This is a genomic window from Serpentinicella sp. ANB-PHB4 (assembly GCF_031432315.1).
Taxonomy (GTDB): Bacteria; Bacillota; Clostridia; order Peptostreptococcales; family Natronincolaceae; genus Serpentinicella.
The window spans coordinates 263,083-288,280 of sequence record NZ_JAVKGO010000001.1 but is presented as its reverse complement, the minus strand read 5'-3'; the positions used below and the strand labels follow the sequence as shown (position 1 = coordinate 288,280).

Sequence of the window (25,198 nt, the reverse complement as noted above, 5' to 3'; positions counted from 1 at the left end):
AGTAAAATATTATAAAAAATGAGAGGTGATAACTTGAAAAAAAAATTAAAGTATATAGTAGTATTGATTGTTTCAATTTGTATTAACGTTTTATTCGGCACTGTAGATGTCTCGGGAGGAATTCAAGCATCAGGACAGGCAGCAATCGTTTTAGATGTATCAAGTGGTACGATTCTATATGAAAAGAATATATATGAAAAGTTACCAATGGCAAGCACGACAAAGATAATGACAGCATTACTCGCTATAGAAAATGCTGATCTAGATAAAATTGTAACAGTACACCCAAGTGCCCAAGGGATAGAAGGTTCATCAATTTATTTAGAAGCAAATGAAAAAATTAAAATGAAGGATTTAGTTTACGGACTTATGTTAAGATCAGGCAATGATGCTGCCATTGCAATTGCATGTGAAATAGGGGGATCAGTTGAAGAATTTGTAGATTTGATGAATACTAGAGCTAGTGAAATAGGTGCTAATAATACAAACTTTGTAAATCCAAATGGTTTATATGATGTTAATCATTATACTACAGCATATGATCTTGGGTTAATTACAAAAGAAGCCCTTAGTAACCCTACTTTTAGAGAGATAGTAAGTACTAAAATGTGGGTAGCAGAAAGATCATCAAGTTATAAGTATTTCTCCAATAAAAATAAAATTTTATCACAATATGATGGTGGTGATGGAGTAAAAACAGGGTTTACAAAAAAATCCGGAAGGTGCTTAGTTGCATCAGCCACAAGAGAAGGTATGCAGCTTATTGCAGTTACATTAAATGATGGTAATTGGTTTAATACAACAATGGAACTTTTTGACTATTGTTTTGATTTATATAAACCATATACACACTTTACTAAAGGTGAAAAAATACATAATATATCTATTGTAGATGGTAAAAAAGAAGCAACTTACTCAGTGACAAAAAAAGAATTAATAGTTCCTGTATCTGAGTCAGATAGTGATATTATATCGGTTGTTAAAGCACCTAATATAATCGATGCCCCTGTAACTAAAGGGACAAAAATAGGATTATTGCAGACTTATAAGAATGGAAAGTTACTAGACAGTACTGAATTAATTATCGAAGAAAGTATAGAAAAGTTAACTTTTAAAGAAAAAGTTATGAGATTTTTATTTTAAACTAAATTATATCTGAATACTAAGTTTTGTTTAAGAGTGGCTTTTTAAAAGCCACTTTTTTATATCTATAAAGTTAAAATTAGGTACTGTACTGGTTTTTTCTATGTAAATTTGTAACAAAACCCACTAAAAAAAATATTCTATTACTAGGATATTTTTTTGTAATAGGAGGGACGATGTATGACTAAAAAACATACTAGATGTATTGATGTCGGTAGTGAATATTGTCCTTGTTACCTTGCGGAAACCATGGATTGTATAACATGTTCGCATTTACAGGATAAGAAGTTTTGTAATTGTAGCTGGGATGGATTTTGTGTTTACCAAGAATTTAAATTTTGTGGGAATAGTGTAAAAAATACAAGAGAATCTATAGAGGTAAAAATAGTTAAGAAAGAAAAGTTTCAAAAATTAATAGTTATAACCTTTAAAGCACCTCATACATTAGCACGGCAGTTAAATCAGCCAGGAGCATATATCTTTATTAGAAATAAAAATATGAATCATTTTTTTGATATACCAATGTCCATTATGGATGTAGATACATTTAAAAATGAAGTGAAAATAGCAGTACAAGTATTTGGGGTTAAAACTAAAACTATTCAAGATGTAGAGGATTCAATACTAGTTAGAGGTCCTTACTGGAATGGGTTATACGGTCTTGAAAATCTCAAACAGATCGAAAATCCTAAACCCTTAATTATTACAAGAGGGGTTGCCCAAGCCCCTGCTTTATTATTAATTAAGTACTTATCAAGAAGGTCAGAAAATATAGATGTAGTTTTAGATATTGGCTCCCCTGGACATGATTTTATAAGAGAAACAGACAAAGTAAGAATAATTGAAAATTTGGATCTATTTTCAAATCAAGCATATAAAAAACTTGATAAAATATTAGCTGACCATAGCTATAATCTAGTTTTTGTTGGGGCGTCAGACTATGTATATAAGCAGTTAATCGATCACACCCAAAACTTACAAGATAAAAAGATTATTACTACAAACAACAGTGAAATATGTTGTGGTGAGGGGATCTGTGGATCATGTACTACGTATGATATTTCTGGTATACCTATTAAAACATGTAAAACGCAATTAAATATTAAGTAAAGTCTTTATTTTCTAATAATTATCTACTTTAATTTACAGGGGGGGTTCACGTGGCAAAAATAGTTGTAATAGGTGGTGGCTGGGCAGGATGTGCTGCTGCAATAACTGCTAGAAAAGCAGGTGCAGAAGTTGAAATATATGAGAGAACAGATATGTTATTAGGCTTAGGCAATGTAGGAGGAATAATGAGAAACAATGGCAGGTTTACTGCTACTGAAGAAAGTATATTGCTAGGTGCAAAGGAATTATTTGAAATAACTGATAAGTGTTCAAGACATAAGAGTATTGAATTTCCAGGGCATAAACATGCTAGTTTATATGATGTAACCCTTGTAGAGTCAAAAGTAAGAAATCTTTTAATTTCATTAGGGATTAAACTAAATTTAGAAAACAGAGTAGTAGATGTTGTGAAAAAAAACAAAAAAATAACTGCTATTGAATTGTTTAATAATAATATAGTTGAAGCTGATGTTTTTATAGAAGCAACTGGCTCCACAGGATCCATGGGAAATTGTTTGAAGTATGGTAATGGATGTGCTATGTGTATATTAAGATGTCCTTCATTTGGGCCTAGGGTAAGCATAAGTCAAAAAGCAGGAGTAGATGATACCCTTGGACAGAGAAGTGATGGCTCCTACGGAGCTTTTAGTGGATCATGTAAATTGAACAAAGATTCACTGTCAAAGGAAATAAGAGATAAATTAAATAAAAATGGGGTTGTTATACTGCCTGTTCCAAATGAAGATATTAATCATGATAAGCTAAATATAAAAGTTTGTCAGCAATATGCGTTAAAAGAATATGCGGAAAATATAATTTTGTTAGATACTGGTCATGCTAAGCTTATGTCATCATTTTATCCATTAAATAAGCTTCGAAAGATACCTGGACTAGAAAATGCAAAATTTGAAGATCCATATGCAGGTGGAGTAGGTAATTCAGTACGTTATTTATCAATTGCACCTAGACATAATAACATGAAAGTGAAAAATATCGATAATTTACTATGTGCAGGAGAAAAAGCAGGACTATTTGTAGGGCATACCGAAGCGATCGCAACAGGTAGTTTAGCTGGTCATAATAGCGTGCGTCTTGTACTAGGTATGCCTTTACTTGAATTACCACGAAATACAGCATCAGGACACCTGATTGCATATCAAAATGACCAAATAAAATTAGCAGAAGGCTTAAAGAGACGGTACACTTTTGCAGGATCGGATTATTTCGCTATTATGAAAAAATTAGGTTTATATACAACAGATAAGAAGGAGCTAGAAAGTAAAATAAAAAGATTAGATTTATTAGACATATATAATGAAAAATTAATCTAAAGTATTAAGACAGGGCTAACGCCTTGTCTTATTAATTGAAACCAACTTTCAATTGGTAGAGAAGAAGAAAATAAATGATATTGTCGAAAAGCGCAAATTAATATATAAAATTGAAGAAATTACATGAATATATAAAAGAAATAGATATCAATTTACTACCTAGAGTTAATAAATCTATAAATGAATTTAATTATTTAAAATTGAGTTATATATAATTTACAAAAGATAACCACATAAAGTATAAAAATGCATAGTAGAGAAAAACAATATAAGTATACTATTCTTTAAATGTATATTTAGGGAATAGTTAATAGTTTGACTATATACATTTCTAAATTAAGCTATTATAATAAATAGTATAATTATTTATGGAGCTGGTAAAATGAAAAGAAAACTTAAAATACATAATAAAACTGATAAGCCTGATAACATTGTTTATAATGAACAAGAAACTATTGAACAGTGTCTCCTGATTGAAAGGCAACTCCCCTTCTTTATGCAAGACTTTTTTCTATATTTAAAAAATGCTGTTGCTATATCAACAAGACTAGCCTATCTTGAAGATATTCTATTTTTTTGTAACTACTTAATAAAAGAAACTACACTTTGCTCTACTAATATTGTACAAGATATTAAAATAGAAGATTTTAATAAAATTACTTCTAGAGATGTCAATCACTTTATAGGTAACTACTGCTCACGTTATGTAATAGAGAACGAAAACTCTTTTAGAATTATGGAAAATAATGTACGGACTCTCTCAAGAAAAAAATCCTCTCTCTCAGTTTTTTTTAAGTATCTCTATAGAGACGGAATGATTGAAAAGAATATAACTGATGGATTTAATCCTATAAAACTACCTAAACCACAGCCCGACGCAATAAAACGATTAGACATAGATGAGGTAGTAAAACTTATAGATCTAATTGAATCTGGTAATATGCTTACTGAAAAAGAAAAGATTTATTGGGGTAAAACAAAGTATAGAGATCGAGCAATCATTGTCTTATTTTTAACATATGGATTAAGAATTAGTGAATTACAACAATTAAATATTTCTTCATTTAATTTTAATCGTGGTGAATTTAAGATATATAGAAAAAGAGGAAAAGAAGTACTCATGCCAATCAATCGTACTTGTGAACAAGTGATAAACGATTATTTAGAAAAAGAACGTCCTGATAATAATAACTTAGATGATGATAATAGAGATGCTTTATTCTTATCTTTACAAAAAAAGCGTATGACAGTGCGAACAATTCGTAATCTAACAAAGAAATATACTTCACTTGTTTTGGGAATGGATAAAGGAAATGGATATAGTCCCCATAAATTGAGAGCTACTGCTGCTACTTCATTAATTCAGCAAGGATTTTCAATATATGATGTTCAAAACCTCTTAGATCATGACAATATTACAACTACACAGTTATATGCAGCCCATAAAAAAGATGTTAAAAGAGAAATAATTAAAAACTTTGAATGGATTGATGACTAACAATAACGAACACACGTTTGATAGTCTATTGTAAATATGTTATAATCATTGATATAATTAGGAATTTTGAAAGGAGATCTATAATTGTGTATGAAGATTTAAATAACAATCTATTACAAGTCTTATCTTTTTTAAAAAAAGAACTGCGTACTAAAGGGTATCCCCCTTCTGTTCGGGAGATATGTCATGCTGTAGGTTTCAAGTCTACTTCTACTGTACATAGTTATTTAGCTAAACTAGAGTCAAAAGGATACATTAGGCGTGATCCAACTAAACCCAGAGCAATTGAAATTCTAGATAACGATACAAAGTATGGTAATAACGAGCACACAGATACAAATTTAAATATTAAAAATATCCCGTTAGTCGGTAATGTTACAGCAGGTAATCCTATTCTTGCAGTAGAAAATATTGAGCATACTTTTCCGCTTCCATCTGACTTTGTAAATAATGAGAATGATGTATTTATGTTAAATGTAAAAGGAGATAGTATGATAAATGCTGCAATATTAGATGGAGATATGATAGTTGTAAAAAAACAATCTTATGCATCAAATAGTGATATTGTTGTTGCATTAATTGATGATGAAGAAGCTACTGTTAAAAGATTTTTTTTAGAAGAAAATCATGTAAGACTTCAACCAGAAAATGATTTTATGGAGCCTATTATTGTAGATGATGTAAAAATACTAGGTAAAGTAGTGGCTGTTTTAAGGAAAATGTAGAAATACTAAACTAAAGCTCCATGATTTTCAAATTGCTTTAGTTTAGTATCTATTATAGGTGTTTTATATTTGTGAAAGCTTTTATGGCCCCTAATTTAGAATGTGCATATGTTAGTCCACCTTGGAAATAAACTACATAAGGTTCTTTTATTGGAGCATCTGAACTAAGCTCTATTGATGATCCCTGCACAAATGCTCCTGCAGCCATGATAACAGGACTATCGTATCCTGGCATATCCCATGGCTCTGGTGAGACGAATGAGTCCACCGGTGAAGATGCCTGAACACCTTTACAAAAATCAATAATTTTATCTTTAGATCCTAGTTTTATTGCTTGGATAATATCACTTCTCTTATCATTAAATCTAGGTTTTACTTCATATCCTTCATCTTCAAAAAGTTTTGAGCAAAATACTGCACCTTTTACAGCTTCACTAACAGTTTGAGGAGCCAGGAATAATCCTTGCAATACTGTTCTTGTCTGTCCAAAAGTAAGACCGCATTCTTTTCCTATACCAGGGGAAGTTAGTTGATAAGAAATATCTTCAATAATTTTCTTTCTACCTACAATATATCCACCAGTTAATGCTAATCCGCCACCAGGATTTTTTATAAGTGATCCTGCAATAACATCGGCTCCTACTTCTGTAGGTTCTTTCTCTTCAATAAATTCACCATAACAATTGTCCACCATACATATTATAGATGGATCAACCTTTTTAACTAATTTAATAACTTTTTCAATGGTTTCTATGTCAACAGCATTTCTAAAGCCATAACCGGTTGAACGCTGTATATAAATTAGTTTAGTTTTAGTATTTATAGATTCTGAAATATTTTGAAAATCAATATTGCCATCTTCGAGGAAATCAATTTGTTTATAGAGAACGCCTTTGTTAATTAAACTAAATTTATAATTACCCTTTAAACCTATTAATTCATCTAAAGTGTCATAGGGTTTTGAAGTTACTGCTATCATTTCATCCCCATGTGAAAGTATAGATGTTAAACAAAGACTTAGGGCATGGGTGCCATTTACAATATTTGGCCGTACAATTGCATCCTCCGTACAGAATACTTTGGCATAGATCTCTTCAGTTTTTTCTCTGCCAATATCGTTATAGCCATATCCCGTTGTCCAATTAAAGTGCTGATCACTCAAATTTGATGATTGCATAGCATCTAATATTTTATATTGATTATATTCCTTAATAAGCTCTATTTGAGAATGCTGATCTTTAATCGATGTTTCAACGTTTTTTATTTTATTGAATAGATCATCTGAAATTTTATCATTAAATTTTCTAAGTTGATTCATAGTTTGTCCCCTTTATATGCGCATAATAATATAATTTGCCATTTAAAATTAAGAAAGCTACACTTATTTATTAATCAGCCTCTTTTTTTGTAGATATTTTTAAATTAATTAATTGACTTGGAGTTATAGTGGATATTGCATGCTTGTATATTAGTTGTTGTTTTCCATCCGAATCTAAAAGAATAGTATAGTTGTCAAACCCCTTTACATATCCTTTTATTTGAAAGCCATTTACTAAGTAAATAGTAGTCGGAATACTTTCTTTTCTTAACTCGTTAAGCAACAAGTCCTGTAAATTAATATTTGTATTTTTCACTGTAAAACGCCTCCTCATATTATTTAGCTCAGTTAAGTCTATCTTCTATATATTTTTTGATATCAGATTCTAAATTATGATCTGATTCATATTCGGAAATATTATACCATTTGATAAATTCAAATCTCCTAAACCAAGTTAGTTGTCTCTTTGCATATCTACGTGTATCTCGTTTTAATATGTTAACCATTTCATTATAATCTATTACATTATTTAAGTATTGTATAACTTCTTTGTAACCTAAGCCTTTCATTGATACTAATTCACTAGAATACCCACTATCGAGCAATTTCTTGACTTCATTAATTAGGCCCTCTGATATCATTATATCCACTCTTTTATTAATTCTTTCGTATAATTCCTCTCTTTGTCTAGTTAAACCAATTATTATATAATTGTAATCACAATTTAACTTTAACTCTTTACTAAAATCTTTAAAATTTTCACCTTGCATACATACTTCTATTGCTCTGATCACTCTCTTAACATTGTTTTTGTGAATTCTATCCGCAACATCAGGAGCTAAACTTTTTAATTTATCATGGAGATATTGGTTACCATAATCAATTGATTCTTGTTTTAACTTATCACGCAGAGCCGAATTGATCTGTGTTTTTGAAAAATCCATATGAAATAAAAGTGAATTTATATACAATCCTGTACCCCCAACAACAATTGGAAGGTTATTTCTTATTGTAATATCATTTAATAATTTTTTGGCATTTTCTTGAAATACAGCAACTGAGAACTCCTCATCTGGTGGAATCACATTAATTAAATGATGTTGAATCCCTTCCTGTTCCTGTACACTAGGTTTAGCCGTTCCTATATCCATGTACTTATAAATTTGCATTGAATCAGCAGAAATAATTTCACCATTAAATCTCTTTGCAATTTGGATTGATGTTTGTGTTTTTCCAACCGCTGTGGGTCCAACGATAATGACAACATTGTTTTTCAAGATTATATCGCTCCCTACTGTATTCTTTTAAAACTTTTCTCTATATCTTGTTTTGTTAAGGTTAGAATTATTGGTCTACCATGTGGACAAGTCAAAGGAGGTTCTAGAGTTAAGATATCATTAATTAAGTTTTCAACCTCAATTATATCTAATTTATCCAAAGCTTTTATTGCTGCCTTACACGCTTTCTTTATTAAGATGTCATCAAACATTAAGTCACTGTTAAATTTGTTTTGACTCTTAATGTTATCAATTATATCGTATAAAAAGTTAAAGTTCCTTAATTGATCCATAATAAGAGGTACACTTCTTATTACATAAGTATTATCCCCAAAATTTTCTATATTGAAGCCTAAATTCCTGAATTTTTCGATATGTTTTTCTAATATAAGGCAATCATCATTAGAAAATTCTAAAACATATGGCTGAATAAGTTGTTGACTAAGTATTTTCTCATTGTTAAGTTGTTCTACTAAATTATTGTACAAAAGTCTTTCATGAGCTGCATGTTGGTCTATTAAATAAATTGAATTTTCCTTTTCTAACATAATGTATGTGTTAAATATTTGTCCTATGATTTTATAATCAACTAAAAGATGACTTAAAAAATCATCTTGTTGATTAGTATCTTCCTCTTCTATATCGTTTCTATCTAATTTTTTCTGGAAGTATTTTTCAATTTCCAAGTTATAATCTGTACTGTTTTCTTTTACAATGCTTTCTCTACTTTTATTTTCTTGAGGAACACTTTTGACAAAGTCATTTTTATAATGATCAGCAGCAGCATAATCTAAATTGTGGGAATCAAAAGTATTAGCTGACTTATTTTGATTTTGATTTTTAATTTCTAATTCTGTAAACTTTGTATATGAGGTTAATGTATTTCTTATTAAGTTAAATAATTGGTTATATACACTTTGTTCATTTAATATCTTTACCTCTGTTTTGGATGGATGTACGTTAATGTCTATTTGTGAAGGTTCAATATCAATATAAAGAAAACAAATCGGAAATTTATTAATAATAACGGTTCCTTTATATGCATCCTCTATAGCACTAAATATTAATTTACTCTTAATAAACCTACCGTTAACATATGTAATTTCATATGACCGGTTTCCTCTTACAAAATTAGGTTGTCCTATATAACCCTTTACTTTGAAAGTATCAAATACACCATTTATTTCAATTAAATTTTTACCAATTTCTTTACCAAAAATATTAAGTATTCTATCTCTCAAATTACTATTCCTTGATGTAGTAAACATAACTTTATTATTGTTAATAAACTTAAAACTCACTGAATCTTTACTCAATGACAATCTTGAGATTATTTCAGAAATTTTAGTAGTTTCAGCCTGGGTACTCTTCATAAATTTTAATCTTGCAGGAGTATTAAAAAATAAGTTTCTTATAATAATTGTAGTGCCTGTTGGACAACCAATTTCTTTTTTATTGACAACTTTGCCACCTATAATTTCTATATGCATACCGTGTTCTTGTTCCTGTGTTTTTGTTATCAACTCTATTTGTGAAACAGATGCAATACTAGCTAAAGCTTCTCCTCTAAACCCAAGCGTTAATAAAGTGTCTAAATCATTAATTTTATTAATTTTTGATGTAGTATGACGTAAAAAAGCTTTTTCAATTTCTTCATCTTTAATTCCTGTACCATTATCAGTAACCCTTATATACTTTTTACCGCCTTCTTTTATTTCAACAACAATTGTATCTGCTTTTGCATCTATTGCATTTTCTGTTAGTTCTTTTACTACTGAGTAGGGACCCTCTACAACTTCACCAGCAGCAATTTTATTAATGACAGTGTCATCTAAAGTTTGTATATATTGAATCATAAAAGCCCCCTCACTTACTTTTTATTTCTTGACAAAGTTTATATAGAATATTAAAAGCTTCTATAGGTGTTGTTTCCATAATATTAATCTTTTTTAATATTTCAAATGCTTCTTCATTTACTTCATGATTTTTAGCTTGTACACTTTTCTCATTAAATTGATCACTAAAATTGTTATCCATAGTCTTATTAGGCTTTTCTAAGTCTTTAAGTAACTGTTTTGACCTCTTAATTACACCTTCAGGAAGTCCAGCAAGGTTAGCAACTTGAATACCATATGATTTATCAGCGCTTCCTTCTATAATTTTACGTAAAAAAACAATTTCATCTCCATTTTCTTTTATTGCTACACGATAATTTTTTACATGTGGTATTTCATTTTCTAGCTTTGTTAACTCGTGATAGTGAGTTGAAAAAAAGGTTTTTGCTTTTATATTATTGTTTATATATTCTATTATTGCCCACGCAATACTAAGTCCATCAAATGTACTTGTTCCACGACCTACTTCATCTAAAATAAGCAAACTTTTTGAAGACGCATTTTTTAATATGTGTGCCACTTCACTCATTTCAACCATAAAAGTACTCTGACCCTGTGATAAATCGTCACTTGCACCTACTCGAGTAAAAATGCGATCAACTATACCAATTTCAGCCTCTTTGGCAGGAATAAATGAGCCTATTTGCGCCATCAAAACAATTAAAGCTACCTGCCTCATATAAGTTGATTTACCAGCCATATTTGGACCAGTTATGATGGACATTCTATTAGTATTTGTATCAATTTTAGTATTATTTGGAATGAAAAGTTCATTATCCATAACTTTTTCAACTACGGGGTGACGTCCCTCTTTTATGGATATTGTATTGCTATTGTTTATATTAGGTTTTATATAGTTATTTTCTTCAGCTACTTGTGCTAAAGAGTATATAACATCTAATTGCCCTAAGAATTTAGCAGTACGCTGAATTGATAATAAGTATTTTTCTAAATGCTTTCTGATTTCAATAAATAGATTATATTCTAGGATAACTATTTTATCTTGTGCACCAACAATCTTAGATTCTACTTCCTTTAGTTCAGAGGTTATATACCTTTCACAATTTGCCAAAGTTTGTTTTCTTATAAAATGATCGGGTACTAGATGTAAATTACTCTTTGTAACCTCAATATAATAGCCAAAAACTTTATTGAAACCTACTTTTAAAGACTTTATACCTGTTATTTCTTTTTGCTTTTTTTCTAAGTCTGTAATCCACAACTTCCCTTCAGTTATTCCTCGTCTTAGTTCATCTAGCTCAGTATTATAACCTGTTTTTATTATTCCACCGTCTTTAATATTTGTAGGAGGATCATCTATGATTGAATGATCTATCATATTTGTAATCTCGTCATGTACTTCTATATTTTCTAATACATTAGAGAAAAGTTTATTATTACACCCATTAAATATACTTTTGAGTTCAGGTATTTGTTCTAAAGAAATCTTTAAACTAATTAAATCTCTAGGATTAACAGAGCCATATGATATTTTAGCAGATATACGTTCAATGTCATAAACCTTCTTTAGACACGCTTTTAATTCAGACTTTAATATAATATTCTCTTTTAAAAATTCAATTGCATTAAGTCTTTCTTTTATCGCTACTTCATCAATTAGAGGTTGATCTACCCATTTTTTTAGTGTTCGCCCACCCATAGCTGTAATAGTCTTATCAAGTAACCATAATAATGAGCCCTTTTTAGTTCTAGCTCTTAAAGTTTCCGTTAACTCTAAATTGTTTCTTGTTACAATGTCTAAGGGCATTGTTTTATTAATATTATATATATTTAGATTGTTTATATGAGATAATGTTCTTTTCTGGGTTTCATTAATATACTCCAGTAATAGACATGTTGCTTTTAAGCTAATGTTATCACTGTGTATTTGATTCTGGTTTATAACATTAAATGAACTTTCTATTTGTAGTATTTTCTCATCTATTTCGTTATTATCCATACTATATGAATTCAGATAATAATTAAAACTAGGTTGTATTTTTTTAAGAAATTGACTCTGCGTATTACTTTCAGTAAAATAAATAATTTCTTTTGGTTCAACTTTACCAAATTCATTCATTAACATAGCATCGCTGTTAGATCCAATTAACTCAGTAGCAAAAAGTTCACCTGTAGAAATATCCGTGTATGCTAAACCCCAACTTTCAGACTCACCATAAACTGCTACTAAATAATTATTCGTCTTCTCATCTAACAACTTTGTATCTATTAAAGTGCCAGGAGTTATAACCCTCACTACATCTCTTTTTACAATACCTACGGCACTAGATGCGTCCTCAATTTGTTCACAGATCGCAACTTTGTATCCTTTTGAAATTAATCTATCTATGTATGTATCAACTGAATGATGAGGCACACCACACATAGGTGCTTTTTCCTTCATACCACATTCTCGTCCAGTTAGAACTATTTCTAATTCCCTCGCAGCAATTATTGCATCATCAAAGAAAAGCTCGTAAAAATCACCTAATCTAAAAAAAATTAACGAATCTTTATGTTTATCTTTTATCTGCATATATTGTTGCATCATTGGAGTAAGTTTTTTCATTAATTTTACCCTCCTATAAATAAATCACAATTTAATTATAACAAATAAATACTAGTTGAGGAAATTGCATAATTAAATTTAGACGAATAAATATAAAAAATATACCTTCCCCTGCTTCGAATTTGTCAATTTGATTTTTGGCTGTAAATTCAATGATCCAAGTCAACAAATAAGGCGTGACCTCAGGTAACATTTTGTATATTTATTCTATGAAAACCTTCAATAATGTAATTATGCAATTTCCTCAGTTAATAAAAAAAAGAATGCTAAGCATTCTATTTTTTTATCAACCTTCCATTTAATGAAAATGTTTTAGCTTCTATGATTTCAACATCTACTAAGCTACCAATGTAGCTTATATCCCCCTCAAAATTAACAAGTTTATTTTGACGTGTTCTTCCCATTAATTTACTTGAATCAGTTTTGCTTTTACCTTCCACTAGCACTTCAACAACTTTATTTTCGTAACTTTTATTTATCTCCGCACTAATATTATTTATAACTTCTAGAAGTCTATTAAATCGTTCGTGCTTAACTTTTTCGTCTACATGATTTTCCATATTTGCAGCTGGTGTGCCTTTTCTAGTTGAATATAGGAAAGTAAATGCAGAATCAAATCTAACTTTTTTTACAATATCTAATGTATCTTCAAAATCTTCTTCGGTTTCTCCAGGAAATCCAACAATTATATCAGTTGTAAGTGAGACAGAAGGTATTCGATTTTTTATTCTAGATACCAGGTCTAAATAACTTTCTTTAGTATAACTTCTATTCATTTCTTTTAGTATTTTATTACTACCTGCTTGAAAGGGTAAATGAATATGTTCACATAATTTATCTCCCGTTGCTACTGCTTCAATTAATTTATCAGAAAGATCTTTAGGATGGGATGTCATAAATCTAATTCTATCTAATCCTTCAACCTTATTTAGTTCTAATAATAAATCAGCAAAATCTATTTCATTTTGATTGGTACTTCTATATGAGTTTACGTTTTGTCCTAATAACGTAATTTCTTTTGTTCCATTATCAATTAATGTTTCAGCTTCTTTAACAATATCTTTAAGGTCTCTACTTCTTTCTCGTCCTCGTGTATAAGGCACAATACAATAAGTACAGAAGTTATTACATCCATACATAATGTTTACAAAAGCTTTTAAGTCATGCTTTCTTTGAGACGGGATTCCTTCAATAATTTCACCTTCATTTTCCCAAACTTCAACAAGCATATTATTTGATTGCTTGCAGTTAGCAAGTAGTTCTGGGAATCTATGTAGATTATGTGTTCCAAAAACAAGGTCAACAAAAGGGTATTTTTTCTTTATAGCATCCACTATTTCTGTTTGCTGCATCATGCAACCACAAACAGCAATAATTAAATCTTCATTTTTCTTCTTTAAATTTTTTAATGCACCTAGATTTCCATATACTTTTAACTCTGCATTTTCTCTCACACAACAAGTGTTAAAAATAACTATATTTGCATCTTCTTTATTTTTTGTTTCATTATAATTCATTTGTTTTAACATAGCCCATAACTTCTCAGAGTCATGTTCATTCATTTGACAACCATAAGTAACGATCATAGCATTTTTAGGTTGTCCGGTTAAGTGTAAGTGTTCTATGTTTTTTTGATTAAGGGCTTCTATATACTCTTGTTGTTTTTGAATATCATGTGAATCTATCTCGTATTTATGCTCTCTCTTCAATTAAATTCCCTCCGTTAATATGGCAAATGCATAATTTAAGTGAGTTAAGTATTAACTCAACTACCTCGTTAATTCCTTTTGATGTTGTATCAATAGTAATAGCATCTTCCGCTTTAATAAGGGGTGAAGCAGTTCTTTCACTATCCATTTTATCTCTAAGTTTAATATCATTTTCAATTTGATCAAGTGTTACTTCAGTATTTTTAGTCTTTAATTCAAGATATCTTCTTTTCGCCCGCTCAGCAACTGTAGCTGTAACAAAAAATTTAAAATCTGCATTAGGTAAAACATTAGACCCAATATCTCTACCATCCATTACTACATGATTATTAGCAGCAATATTTCTTTGCATTTCCACTAATATTTCTCTAACTTCAGGTATTTGTGCAATGAATGATACAGATTTAGTTACATCTTGGCTCCTAACCGGTATGGAAACATTCTCGCCATCTAAACAAATATCTCCGCCATTAAAATTGATTTCTGTTGTAGTTGCCATCTCAACTATTGATTGATCATCGTGAATTGACAAACCATTTTTTAAAACTTTATATGTTAATGCTCTATACATTGCACCTGTGTCAATATACAAAATCTCTAGTTTAAGCGCTAATTTTTTTGCAATAGTACTTTTTCCAGCACCTGCAGGTCCATCTATAGCAATTTGAACGTGTTTCATATTATCTTTCACTCCTTATTATCACTGCCATTTAATTTATGCATTGCTACCAGCCACATACCCTGTAGAAAAGGCTATTTGTAAATTAAACCCACCACTTAACGCATCAACGTCAATTATTTCACCTGCAAAGTACAATCCTTTTATTAACTTTGACTCCATTGTTTTAGGATCTATTTCTTTTGTAGAAACACCTCCTGAGGTTACAATAGCTTCTTTAATTCCTCTAAGTCTAATTGGTGTCATTTTTGAACGCTTCATTATGTCGATTAGTTGGCTTAATTCATTTTTTGATATTGTCTGAATGCTTGTACTCCTATCAATTTTTAAAATATCTAATAATTTTCTACTTAGATTTTTGGGCATATATCTATTTAAAAATTGCAAAATAGAGGTAGTAACCTCTTTTTGAGAAGTATAGTGCTTAAAATCTAATTCAAATTGTGAATCAGAAATATCCGGTAAAAAATCAAGAAAAAACGTTATCTCATATTTATCATCTAAAATATAACGGTTAATCTTTGAAGATATCTCAAGAATTACTGGCCCAGAGACACCATAATGAGTAAAAATAATTGATCCTTTATGAATGCTCTTTTTCACCTTATTCTTTATTTTAATTTTGCACGTAACAGCTATATTAGTTAAGGATAAACCCATAAGCGATTTAGCCCATTCTTCATCAATTTCTATAGGACTTAGTGCCGGTTTTATATCTACAATCTTATGGCCAAGTTTTTCTACAATATTATAGCCATCACCAGTACTTCCGGTATTCGGATAGGACATTCCTCCAGTTGTACAAATAATACTATCTGCTTTTATTTCACTATTATCACTTAGGATCACAGAATAAACTGCTTCCTTATCTGCCTTTATACCTTTTACCTGTGTGTTAAGTCTTAAATCAATTCTTTCTTTTTGGATCAATTCTAAAAAGAAATCAATAACCTCTGAAGAGGCGTTTGAGGCAGGAAACACTCTTCCAAGTTCCTCTACCTTTAAATTTAATCCATTACCTTCTAAAAAATTCATTAAGTCTTGATTGTCAAAAGTATTAAAGCTAGAATATAAAAAACGAGAATTACTAACAGTATTCTTTATAAAGGTATCAATATCACAATTGTTTGTAATATTACACCTTCCACCGCCGGTTATGGAAAGTTTTTTTCCGATTTCTCTATTCTTTTCTAATAATATGACCTGGTTATTATTCTTACTAGCTATTATTGATGCTAATATACCTGCTGGTCCAGCACCAATAATCACAATTCTACGATTAATCATTATGTAACTATCTCCTGTGAACATTTTCATTAAATTTTTGAAGTATAAGTTGGTTATTTACAAAAATCATAGTACTAATAGAGCAATTACTCAGCTTAAGCTTTATCATACTATTAAGATTCATATTTAATAATTTTATAAAAAACAATTTCATCATCGTACTATGGCTAACAATTAAAACATTTTTTGACTTATTAGAGCTGGCTATATTAAGAATTGTTTTATAAATTCTATCTTGAGCGTTTAAAATATTCTCACCATAAGGAATTTTCGCGTTTTCAGGGTCGGTCAGCCATAAACTTAGCTGATCAGGATACTTAGCTTTAATTTCATCTAATGTTTTTCCTTCCCATAATCCATAATCAAATTCTTTTAAACCTTCACCCTCTTGTTCAGTTATCGGAATATTAATCCCACTTGAAATTATATTTGCAGTTTGCTTTGCTCGTCCAAGGCTACTTGTATAAATAATATCAATATTACCCCTACTCAAAACTTTAGTAAGTTCTTTAACCTCATAAATTCCTTGCTCAGATAAACTAGAGTCTTTTTTACCTTGGGTTATTCCCAAAGAATTCCAAACAGTTTGTCCATGTCTTACCAAAAAAACTTTTTTCATAATTATCTTCCCTATTTATCTCTTTTTAGAATTATAAACATTATAACGGTCCCATATGGTCTCTAATTTATTAAAATAGTTAGTTATTTCTTCTTTTTCACACATCCCTACAGATACAATTAACGCGTTGATTAAACTTAATGGCGCAACTAATGAGTCAACAAAAGAAGCCATATTACTTCCCGCAATTAAAGCATAATCAGCCAAATTATATATTGGAGATGAAGTACTATCTGTTAAACCTATAATTTTAACACCTTGTTCTTGTGCATAATTCATTAATTCTATCGTTCTATTGGCATACCTTGGATAGCTTATTCCTATAAGAAGATCTTCTTCAGAAATCCTCATTATTTGTTCGAACATATCGCTTATACCATACCTAACAAAAACTACATTATCTAAAATTAAATTTAAATAGAAGCCTAAATATTCAGCTAAAGCAGAAGAACTTCTTAGGCCAACTATATATATTTTTTTTGCATTAAGAATCTCATTAACTATATTTTGAAAAGTTTCATGGTCTATATTTTCTAATGTTAAACGAATATTTTCAATATCTGATTTTAAAACTTTCTTTAATGTTTTAGAGTGAGTCGAATAGTCAGGAGACATCTCGACTCTTTGAACCGTTGTTAACTTGGTCTTTACTAGTTCTCGTAATTCTTTTTGTAAATCTGGATATCCTTCAAATCCAAGGGCATTTGCAAATCTAACAACAGTCGCTTCACTAACGTGAACATTAATGGCAAGTTTAGATGCAGTTAAAAAAGCTGCTTTATCATAATGTTCGAGTATATAATTTGCAATTAATCTATGACTTTTACTTAAGCTAGGAATTTTCTTTTGTATATAAACTAATAAATCTTTTCTATCATCACTCATAATTATCATCCTATTTTTCATAATAAACTACTTAAAAAATTATATCATTAATAGTATTTCAAATCTACTGATATTTTTCTAACCCTAAGCTACGTAATTTTTCAAATGTTTTATAGTTTGTTAAGTCAAAATGTATGGGAGATACAGAAATATAATTATCTTTTAGGGCTAGTATATCGCTTTCCTTATCTTGCTCCATTTCAATAACATCGCCACACATCCAATAGTATGAATTACCCCTAGGATCTTTTCTTTCACTAAAGCTATTATCGTATTTTGTAATCCCTAGAGTAGTTATCTTTACTCCTGAAATTTCATTAAGAGGACATGTAGGATAGTTCACATTAATAATTGTTTCTTGAAGGATTTCTTTACTATTAAGTATGTCACTGGAAATTTTTTTTATAAATCCCGCTGCGTCATTATAAGTCGATATATTTCTGCTTCCCATGGAAACAGCTATAGAAGGGATTTCTAATATTGCAGCTTCTACAGCAGCAGAAACAGTCCCTGAATATATAACATCTGTTCCTAAGTTAGGCCCATTGTTAATGCCAGATACAACTAAATCCACATTTCTATCCTTTAGTATTGCTTGTACACCTAATTTAATGCAATCAGCTGGTGTACCATTTACAGCGTAAGCTTCTATATCCGAATTAAAAAAATCAACTTTTTTTACTCTAAGTGGTTGATGCATGGTTATTGCATGACCCGTAGCACTTCTTTCAGCATCTGGTGCAATAACGATTACTTCTGCAATTTCATTTAACATTTTGGCTAAAACGTGTATTCCTTGAGAAAAAATTCCGTCATCATTACTTATTAATATTCTCATGTTTTTTCCTCCTTAGATTTAAATGTATTTTAATTTGTATTTTTAATTTTATAATAATACATAATATTAGTGTGAGGTGATATTTTGATTCAAATAGACGATGCAGGAAGCGGTAGTTTATTAGGTGGAACAATTATTGGAGTTCTCAGAGTTGAGACTAAAGAATATGAGTATGAAATAATACCACTTAAATTATACAGTGGTGAAAACTTTGAAAAAAAAGTATATATAGATTACGTTACTAAAATAATAGAAAATATTTTTAAGAAAATGGGCGTTACAAAGGATGAACGAATAGAGGTTTGTAGAGGTTATATGTTCGATAAACTTAAACTATGGTTTGATAAAAATAACTATAATTACTTTAGTACAGAAATTAAAGAACCATTACAAAGTATTATCGAGAAGTCTTTTGAAGATTATGCCATAAAGCTAGGTTTGCCCTCTAGTTTTATAACCTATACTAAATATCCATTTCATTTTCACAGAATTTTAAAGTGGGTCTATGCGGATTACAAAACACGTAGCAAGTTATGTAAAGAGGGTTGGAAAAGCTGGAAAAAATATAGTAATCTTGAAGTTGCATTTAACTATGAAGTTGTTAAAAGTAAAAACCTACTGTGTTTAAAATGTAATCAACCAATCCCTTATAATTCTACAGTAACTGTTAAAATGTATACAAGTAATAAGCTAAATAAAATATACTTGCATAATAATTGTATTTGAATAGCTCCTACATTTAAAGGAGCTATATTTATATTGGGTGAATTTTATTTTTTTCATTATATAAAGTTGTCTCAATTTTGTATTTCTTTGCCCAACGTTTTTTAAAGAAAGCGTTCGCAACTTGTGGAAATAAAGCATATGATAATATATCTTCATCCTGTTCAATATACTCTTTTATCTGTTCTCGCAGATAGTCTAACTGTGGTTCGATTAGATCAGCCGGTCTACAGGTAATTACCTCCTGATCTCCAATTATTTGTTTTTTAATAGCTTCATTTATTGGTACTTCCGTTTTACCATATTGTCCTCGTACAATATCTTTTACTTCTTTTGAAGACATTTTGTATCTTTCACCAGTTATTACATTAAGTACTGCTTGTGTTCCAACAATCTGACTTGTCGGTGTTACTAGTGGTGGAAAACCTAAGTCCTTTCTTACTCTAGGGATTTCATCTAACACTTCTTCAAACTTGTCAAGTTTATTTTGTTCCTTTAATTGATTAATAAGATTTGACAGCATACCACCTGGCACTTGGTATACCAGTGTTTTAGCGTCTACTCCCAGTACTTTAGGATCAATTAGTCCTTCATCTAAGTATTTATCTCTTAAAGGCCTAAAATATTCAGTAACTTGATTTAAAGCTGTTAAATCTAATCCTGTATCATATGGGGTATCCTTTAACGCAGCTACTAAAGATTCAGTAGCCGGCTGAGATGTACCTAAAGCTAAGGGAGATATGGCTACATCAACAATATCTATACCAGCTTCTATTGCCTTAATATAAGTCATAGATGCTATACCACTAGTATAATGTGTGTGTAATTGTATGGGCACCTTAACTTCACTCTTTATCGCACTAATTAAGTCAAATGCAACATAGGGTGTTAATATACCCGCCATATCTTTGATGCAGATTGAGTGTACACCTAAATTCTCCATTTCTTTTGCTTTTTTAATATAATGATTTAAATTATGAACAGGACTAATCGTATAGGAAATCGCACCTTGTGCATGACCACCCTGTTTAATCGTTTCATCAAAAGCTGTTTCTAGATTTCTTATATCATTTAAAGCATCAAATATTCTAATTATATCTATCCCATTGTGAATAGATTTTTTTACAAATTCTCTTACTACGTCATCTGAAAAATGTTTATAACCTAAAATATTTTGTCCTCTTAATAGCATTTGTAGTTTTGTATTTTTCACTTTCTTGCGTATTATACGCAATCTTTCCCATGGATCCTCATTTAAAAATCTTAAGCAAGCATCAAATGTTGCACCACCCCATACTTCCAAGGAATGATATCCTATTTCATCTAAAGTTTCAAGTATAGGGAGCATTTCAGAAGTTCTCATTCTTGTTGCTAATAACGACTGATGGGCATCACGTAAAACTGTTTCGGTAACCTTAAGTTTTTTCATATAAAAACCCCTCTATGATAGTAACATTTTTATAGGCAACTACTTATAATCTTCACTTTTTTTCAATCAAGATAATAATAGGTGGATTATTATCTTGATTTAGATAACTACAATGTAAAACTGAAAATTCATTATAGTTTAATGTATTAATGAAGTCTATAATTTTATTTTTCTCAATTTCTCCTCCGATATGCCCATAATAAATAATTAATGAAATAATACCTTTCTTTTTAAGTAACTGCATAACTGACTTAAGTGCAGTTATACTTGATTGGGGTTTTGTTACAATTTCATGGTTACCTCCAGGCAAATAACCAAAGTTAAACATTGCTACATCAATTGGTTCGTTAACGTATTTTAAGATATTAGCATGACTATCATTTATTAAAAACAAGTTATCCTTTTTTTCAAACCCATGCTGATCTAACAAGTTTTTTGTGTTAATAAGTGCTGTTTCCTGAATGTCAAAAGAAAACAATTTTCCTGAAGTTCCAATAGAATTTGCTAAAAATAAGGTGTCATAACCATTACCCATAGTTGCATCTATTGCATTACACTCTTTTGCTAGCTTGTCTGATAATATCCTTTGTACAAATTTTGTTGCTCTTAATGTTGACATTTTTACCCCTTTCTATCGACAACAATTTTGTTGTCGTATTACTTTGGGATCACAAAATAAATAAGCATCTATATGATCAATAGGAAGTTGATTATTTATAGTTAATGCTTCTTTTACATGTTTAGCCCCTCTATTAAGATAAAATTGAGTCATTTCAGTACAGGCCTTTATAGCCACATTCTCAATTTGATTATATTCTAAGTAATGTAGAGACGCTTTAAAAAGCGCATCTCCTAATCCTTTATTCCTAAATCCTTCGGAGATAAATATATCTTCAATAATTGCTATTGAATCTGCGTGTAAGTTTAATTTTGAGTAACCGATGATACTTTTACCATCATATACTGTCATAAATTTAATATTATGACTAGAATCAGTCTTTATTTCACCTCTATTTTTATTAATAAATTCTATTAGATTTGCAATTGAATTAGCCTCTAACTCTTTAATCGTAATCATACAAACCTACCTTTTTTATAGTTTTTTCAAATAATTAATTTCTTTTTCTGTAAGAAATCTCCACTTACCTAGTTCTAAATTACCAATATTAAGTTTGCCTACTGCAATCCTTTGTAAACTAATTACAGGATGCCCTATGGCCTGACACATCTTTCTTACTTGTCTATTTCTGCCCTCTGTTATAATAATCTTAACAGTACTCATATCAGATTGGGAATTTAAAATTTCAAAATACGCTGGTTGTGTTTTATAATTATCAATTTCAAGCCCTTTTTGAAATTTATTTATATTATCTTTCGATGGTGTGCCTTTTATTTTAGCAATGTATACTTTTTCTACTTTATGTTTTGGGTGGGTTAGTTTATATGTTAATTCTCCGTCATCAGTTAGTAATAACAATCCAGAAGTGTTATAATCTAACCTTCCTATAGGATGAATTCTTTTATTAATTTGCACTAGGTCGGTTACTTTATCACGATTAAATTGATCAGAAACTGTCGTTACATACCCAGTTGGTTTATTTAAAAGTATATAGATTTTTTTTTCTGAAATAGTTACCCTTTTGTTTTGGTAAGTAACAATGTCTTTATTAGGATCAATTTTATGGCCCATTTCTTTTATAACCGTATTATTTACTTTTATAAAACCATCTTTGATTAACTCTTCACTTTTTCGTCTAGATGCTACTCCACAGGCTGCAAGAAATTTTTGTAGTCGCATCAGTTCACCTCGGTTCTTTTAAATAATATAGCTTTTTGATTTTCACAAGAAATACCTTCTCATTTTTTTATCAAGTGAAAGTAATTAATCTTTGTTCTGAACTTTATTACTTGAGGAAATTGTATAATTTTATAATTGAAAATCTATACAATTTCCTCATTGCTTAAACCTGTCTCTACTCAGTTTTTTCTTGTAAAAAAGCTTCTATTCTTGTTAATCCTTCTTTTATATTTTCCATTGAGTTGGCATATGATATACGCATGAAGTTGTCAGAACCAAAAGCTTTTCCCGGTACAATTGCAACATTAGCTTTTTCAAGAAGTAATTCTGAAAAATCAACAGAGTTCATGATTAATTTTCCTTTTATCTCTTTACCAATAAATTCAGTGATATTCATCATGATGTAAAATGCACCCTTAGGTACAATACAAGACAACCCTTCAATATTATTAATTCTATCAACCATATATTTTCTTCTTTCATCAAAGGATAAACGCATTTCTTCGATAAACTGTTGACTTCCCTGAATTCCTTCGATACTTGCGTATTGAGCAATCGTATTTGGATTTGATGTTGAATGACTCTGTATATTTGACATAACCTTAGCAATTGATTTATTTGAAGCTGTATAACCTATTCTCCAGCCTGTCATAGCATATGCTTTCGACATTCCATTAACAACGATGGTTAAGTCTTTTATTTCATCGTTTAAGCTTGCAATACTTACATGTTCAAAATTATCATAAATTAATTTTTCATAAATTTCATCTGAAACTACTAATATATTATTTTCTACGGCAATTTCTGCTATTTCTTCAAGTTCATTTTTTGTATAAACTGATCCAGTAGGATTAGAAGGGCTATTTAAAATAATAGCTTTCGTATTTTTTGTGATCGATTCTTTAAGCACTTCGGTATCCATTTTAAATGAATTTTCCTCAGAGCATTCTATATAAACAGGTGTTGCATCAGCCATTTTTACTAGTTCCGGATAGCTTACCCAATATGGTGTTGGAATAATTACTTCATCACCTGGATTACAAATAGCTTGAAATACATTATATAATGAATGTTTCGCTCCATTTGAAACGATAATATTTTCTTTTTCATAATCTAAATTATTATCTTTTTTTAACTTTTTACAAATTACTTCTTTTAATTCTGGTAAACCAGAAGCAGGTGTATATCCTAAATTTTTATTCTCTATAGCATTTATTGCTTTTAATCTAATATTATCAGGTGTATTAAAGTCAGGTTCACCTACCCCAAATCCGATTACATTTATTCCCTTAGCCTTCATTTCCTTAGCTTTTGCATCGATAGATAAAGTTACAGATGGCGTAAGACCTAGATTTTTATTAGATAATTTTATGTCCATACTTAACCTCCACTTTTCAATTGATTTTTACTACTAAAAGATTAATATTCTCCAATAAATTTATATATCCTTTTTTTTAAAAACAATATAATATTATGTATCTAAACGCTAATCATATTTTCTATTAATTTTACAGGCACTGAACTTGTTCCTAAATCAGCACGTTTGCTTGTTTTATCAGGTATTCGGTGAAAGTCTGATCCCCCTGTAGTTATCAGATTGTGTTTGTTAGAGATTTTAAGAAAGTCTGATATATCATCTTCTGTATGTGTGGGATAAAAAACCTCTAATCCATTGATTTTGCAAGAAATAATTTCTTGAGTTATATCCCTATTATTTATTAAGCCTGGATGTGCTAAAACAGCGTAGCCTCCAGCCAGCCTTATTACATCAACTGCTTCCTTTGGTGTAATTTTATATCTGGGCACATATGCTGGTGCATTTATATTAAGATATAGTCTAAAGGCTTCATCAAATGTTTCTACATAATTTTTTTCTATTAATACTTGTGCAATATGTGGACGGCCTATTACTCCTTTAGCATATTTACTCACTTCCTCATAAGATATATCCATACCAATACTATTCAGTTTGTTTATTATTTTTTCTGCACGACTTTCCCTATGAAACTTTATTTTATCTAAAAGTGTTATAAGACTATTTGACTTAAAGTCTATATTATAACCTAAAATATGTATTTCCTCGGACTTATATTCTGTACTTAGCTCAATGCCAGGAATAAATGTGAAATTTTCAAACTTTTTCGCATAGGCAACTGCATCCGGCAAACCTTCAACCGTATCATGATCAGTAATCGAAAGCCCCTGTAATCCTTTTTTTATTGCATAATCAATAAGGGATTTAGAAGATAATGAGCCATCAGATGATGTTGTATGGGTGTGCATATCGATAAGGTCCATATTAATTTTAACCTCCTTTATTCAATTAGTATATGCTATTTAATATTATCCTATAAAAGTTCAATTT

Annotated in this window: 23 protein-coding genes; 6 read left to right on the top strand and 17 right to left on the bottom strand. The window is 29.9% G+C overall.

Annotated features, from left to right (window positions below; translation table 11 throughout):
• Positions 1-33 precede the first annotated feature (33 nt).
• The 5 genes from RH915_RS01510 to lexA all read left to right on the top strand — a co-directional run bounded on the left by RH915_RS01510 (position 34) and on the right by lexA (position 5,807).
• Positions 34-1,143: a D-alanyl-D-alanine carboxypeptidase family protein gene (locus tag RH915_RS01510; RefSeq protein ID WP_310477490.1), complete on the top strand. Its 1,110-nt coding sequence runs from the start codon at positions 34-36 to the stop codon at positions 1,141-1,143.
• Between the two features lie 180 nt (positions 1,144-1,323).
• Positions 1,324-2,253 (top strand): sulfide/dihydroorotate dehydrogenase-like FAD/NAD-binding protein, encoded by a 930-nt coding sequence (locus tag RH915_RS01505; RefSeq protein WP_310477488.1) that lies wholly within the window; start codon positions 1,324-1,326, stop codon positions 2,251-2,253.
• 50 nt (positions 2,254-2,303) lie between these two features.
• Complete coding sequence (locus RH915_RS01500; RefSeq protein WP_310477487.1) at positions 2,304-3,584, top strand: FAD-dependent oxidoreductase; 1,281 nt, start codon at positions 2,304-2,306, stop codon at positions 3,582-3,584.
• A gap of 382 nt (positions 3,585-3,966) precedes the next feature.
• Complete coding sequence (locus tag RH915_RS01495) at positions 3,967-5,082, top strand: tyrosine-type recombinase/integrase (protein ID WP_310477486.1); 1,116 nt, start codon at positions 3,967-3,969, stop codon at positions 5,080-5,082.
• A gap of 86 nt (positions 5,083-5,168) precedes the next feature.
• Complete coding sequence (gene lexA / locus RH915_RS01490; protein WP_310477485.1) at positions 5,169-5,807, top strand: transcriptional repressor LexA; 639 nt, start codon at positions 5,169-5,171, stop codon at positions 5,805-5,807.
• A gap of 52 nt (positions 5,808-5,859) precedes the next feature.
• On the opposite strand, the gene RH915_RS01485 is transcribed toward lexA, so the two are convergent.
• The 11 genes from RH915_RS01485 to surE all read right to left on the bottom strand — a co-directional run bounded on the left by RH915_RS01485 (position 5,860) and on the right by surE (position 18,883).
• Positions 5,860-7,125 (bottom strand): methionine gamma-lyase family protein, encoded by a 1,266-nt coding sequence (locus RH915_RS01485; protein ID WP_310477484.1) that lies wholly within the window; start codon positions 7,123-7,125, stop codon positions 5,860-5,862.
• A 70-nt stretch (positions 7,126-7,195) separates the two neighbouring features.
• On the bottom strand, positions 7,196-7,441 hold the full coding sequence (gene hfq, locus RH915_RS01480; protein ID WP_310477483.1) for an RNA chaperone Hfq: 246 nt from the start codon (positions 7,439-7,441) through the stop codon (positions 7,196-7,198).
• A gap of 28 nt (positions 7,442-7,469) precedes the next feature.
• Positions 7,470-8,402: a tRNA (adenosine(37)-N6)-dimethylallyltransferase MiaA gene (miaA, locus tag RH915_RS01475; RefSeq protein WP_310477481.1), complete on the bottom strand. Its 933-nt coding sequence runs from the start codon at positions 8,400-8,402 to the stop codon at positions 7,470-7,472.
• A 14-nt stretch (positions 8,403-8,416) separates the two neighbouring features.
• Positions 8,417-10,258: a DNA mismatch repair endonuclease MutL gene (gene mutL, locus RH915_RS01470; protein WP_310477480.1), complete on the bottom strand. Its 1,842-nt coding sequence runs from the start codon at positions 10,256-10,258 to the stop codon at positions 8,417-8,419.
• A gap of 10 nt (positions 10,259-10,268) precedes the next feature.
• Positions 10,269-12,866, bottom strand: a complete 2,598-nt coding sequence (mutS, locus tag RH915_RS01465) for a DNA mismatch repair protein MutS (protein ID WP_310477479.1) — start codon at positions 12,864-12,866, stop codon at positions 10,269-10,271.
• Positions 12,867-13,141: 275 nt separating this feature from the next.
• A complete protein-coding gene (miaB, locus tag RH915_RS01460; protein WP_331618241.1) occupies positions 13,142-14,575 on the bottom strand; it encodes a tRNA (N6-isopentenyl adenosine(37)-C2)-methylthiotransferase MiaB in 1,434 nt (477 codons plus the stop codon).
• Positions 14,559-15,254 carry a (d)CMP kinase gene (gene cmk, locus RH915_RS01455; RefSeq protein WP_310477477.1) on the bottom strand — a complete coding sequence of 232 codons (696 nt, stop codon included), beginning with the start codon at positions 15,252-15,254 and terminating at the stop codon, positions 14,559-14,561. Before cmk ends, miaB begins: the two co-directional genes overlap by 17 nt.
• A gap of 36 nt (positions 15,255-15,290) precedes the next feature.
• Positions 15,291-16,541, bottom strand: a complete 1,251-nt coding sequence (locus RH915_RS01450; protein ID WP_310477476.1) for an NAD(P)/FAD-dependent oxidoreductase — start codon at positions 16,539-16,541, stop codon at positions 15,291-15,293.
• A gap of 7 nt (positions 16,542-16,548) precedes the next feature.
• Positions 16,549-17,160 (bottom strand): histidine phosphatase family protein, encoded by a 612-nt coding sequence (locus RH915_RS01445; RefSeq protein ID WP_310477475.1) that lies wholly within the window; start codon positions 17,158-17,160, stop codon positions 16,549-16,551.
• 15 nt (positions 17,161-17,175) lie between these two features.
• A complete protein-coding gene (locus RH915_RS01440; protein ID WP_310477474.1) occupies positions 17,176-18,045 on the bottom strand; it encodes a MurR/RpiR family transcriptional regulator in 870 nt (289 codons plus the stop codon).
• 64 nt (positions 18,046-18,109) lie between these two features.
• Positions 18,110-18,883 carry a 5'/3'-nucleotidase SurE gene (gene surE, locus RH915_RS01435; RefSeq protein ID WP_310477473.1) on the bottom strand — a complete coding sequence of 258 codons (774 nt, stop codon included), beginning with the start codon at positions 18,881-18,883 and terminating at the stop codon, positions 18,110-18,112.
• Between the two features lie 84 nt (positions 18,884-18,967).
• On the opposite strand from surE, the gene RH915_RS01430 reads away from it, so the two are divergent.
• Complete coding sequence (locus tag RH915_RS01430; protein ID WP_310477472.1) at positions 18,968-19,609, top strand: hypothetical protein; 642 nt, start codon at positions 18,968-18,970, stop codon at positions 19,607-19,609.
• A gap of 28 nt (positions 19,610-19,637) precedes the next feature.
• Here RH915_RS01430 and RH915_RS01425 read toward each other — a convergent pair whose 3' ends face one another.
• The 6 genes from RH915_RS01425 to RH915_RS01400 form a co-directional block, all read right to left on the bottom strand.
• Positions 19,638-21,035: an oxaloacetate decarboxylase subunit alpha gene (locus RH915_RS01425; protein ID WP_310477471.1), complete on the bottom strand. Its 1,398-nt coding sequence runs from the start codon at positions 21,033-21,035 to the stop codon at positions 19,638-19,640.
• 52 nt (positions 21,036-21,087) lie between these two features.
• Positions 21,088-21,654 carry a tRNA (mnm(5)s(2)U34)-methyltransferase gene (locus tag RH915_RS01420; RefSeq protein WP_310477470.1) on the bottom strand — a complete coding sequence of 189 codons (567 nt, stop codon included), beginning with the start codon at positions 21,652-21,654 and terminating at the stop codon, positions 21,088-21,090.
• 12 nt (positions 21,655-21,666) lie between these two features.
• Complete coding sequence (locus tag RH915_RS01415) at positions 21,667-22,113, bottom strand: GNAT family N-acetyltransferase (protein WP_310477469.1); 447 nt, start codon at positions 22,111-22,113, stop codon at positions 21,667-21,669.
• A gap of 15 nt (positions 22,114-22,128) precedes the next feature.
• Complete coding sequence (locus tag RH915_RS01410; RefSeq protein WP_310477468.1) at positions 22,129-22,833, bottom strand: pseudouridine synthase; 705 nt, start codon at positions 22,831-22,833, stop codon at positions 22,129-22,131.
• Positions 22,834-23,008: 175 nt separating this feature from the next.
• Complete coding sequence (locus RH915_RS01405) at positions 23,009-24,211, bottom strand: pyridoxal phosphate-dependent aminotransferase (protein WP_331618240.1); 1,203 nt, start codon at positions 24,209-24,211, stop codon at positions 23,009-23,011.
• A 101-nt stretch (positions 24,212-24,312) separates the two neighbouring features.
• Positions 24,313-25,131: a PHP domain-containing protein gene (locus tag RH915_RS01400; RefSeq protein ID WP_310477467.1), complete on the bottom strand. Its 819-nt coding sequence runs from the start codon at positions 25,129-25,131 to the stop codon at positions 24,313-24,315.
• Between the last annotated feature and the right edge of the window lie 67 nt (positions 25,132-25,198).

Excerpts from the sequence above, each read along its gene's own strand:
- surE (WP_310477473.1), bottom strand. The coding sequence starts at position 18,883 with ATGAGAATATTAATAAGTAATGATGACGGAATTTTTTCTCAAGGAATA.
- mutL (WP_310477480.1), bottom strand. The coding sequence starts at position 10,258 with ATGATTCAATATATACAAACTTTAGATGACACTGTCATTAATAAAATT.
- RH915_RS01410 (WP_310477468.1), bottom strand. The coding sequence starts at position 22,833 with ATGCGACTACAAAAATTTCTTGCAGCCTGTGGAGTAGCATCTAGACGA.
- mutS (WP_310477479.1), bottom strand. The coding sequence starts at position 12,866 with ATGAAAAAACTTACTCCAATGATGCAACAATATATGCAGATAAAAGAT.
- RH915_RS01505 (WP_310477488.1), top strand. The coding sequence starts at position 1,324 with ATGACTAAAAAACATACTAGATGTATTGATGTCGGTAGTGAATATTGT.
- RH915_RS01415 (WP_310477469.1), bottom strand. The coding sequence starts at position 22,113 with ATGATTACGATTAAAGAGTTAGAGGCTAATTCAATTGCAAATCTAATA.
- cmk (WP_310477477.1), bottom strand. The coding sequence starts at position 15,254 with ATGAAACACGTTCAAATTGCTATAGATGGACCTGCAGGTGCTGGAAAA.
- RH915_RS01420 (WP_310477470.1), bottom strand. The coding sequence starts at position 21,654 with ATGTCAACATTAAGAGCAACAAAATTTGTACAAAGGATATTATCAGAC.
- RH915_RS01485 (WP_310477484.1), bottom strand. The coding sequence starts at position 7,125 with ATGAATCAACTTAGAAAATTTAATGATAAAATTTCAGATGATCTATTC.
- RH915_RS01425 (WP_310477471.1), bottom strand. The coding sequence starts at position 21,035 with ATGAAAAAACTTAAGGTTACCGAAACAGTTTTACGTGATGCCCATCAG.
- RH915_RS01495 (WP_310477486.1), top strand. The coding sequence starts at position 3,967 with ATGAAAAGAAAACTTAAAATACATAATAAAACTGATAAGCCTGATAAC.
- RH915_RS01450 (WP_310477476.1), bottom strand. The coding sequence starts at position 16,541 with ATGATTAATCGTAGAATTGTGATTATTGGTGCTGGACCAGCAGGTATA.
- RH915_RS01445 (WP_310477475.1), bottom strand. The coding sequence starts at position 17,160 with ATGAAAAAAGTTTTTTTGGTAAGACATGGACAAACTGTTTGGAATTCT.
- RH915_RS01400 (WP_310477467.1), bottom strand. The coding sequence starts at position 25,131 with ATGGACCTTATCGATATGCACACCCATACAACATCATCTGATGGCTCA.
- RH915_RS01405 (WP_331618240.1), bottom strand. The coding sequence starts at position 24,211 with ATGGACATAAAATTATCTAATAAAAATCTAGGTCTTACGCCATCTGTA.
- RH915_RS01440 (WP_310477474.1), bottom strand. The coding sequence starts at position 18,045 with ATGAGTGATGATAGAAAAGATTTATTAGTTTATATACAAAAGAAAATT.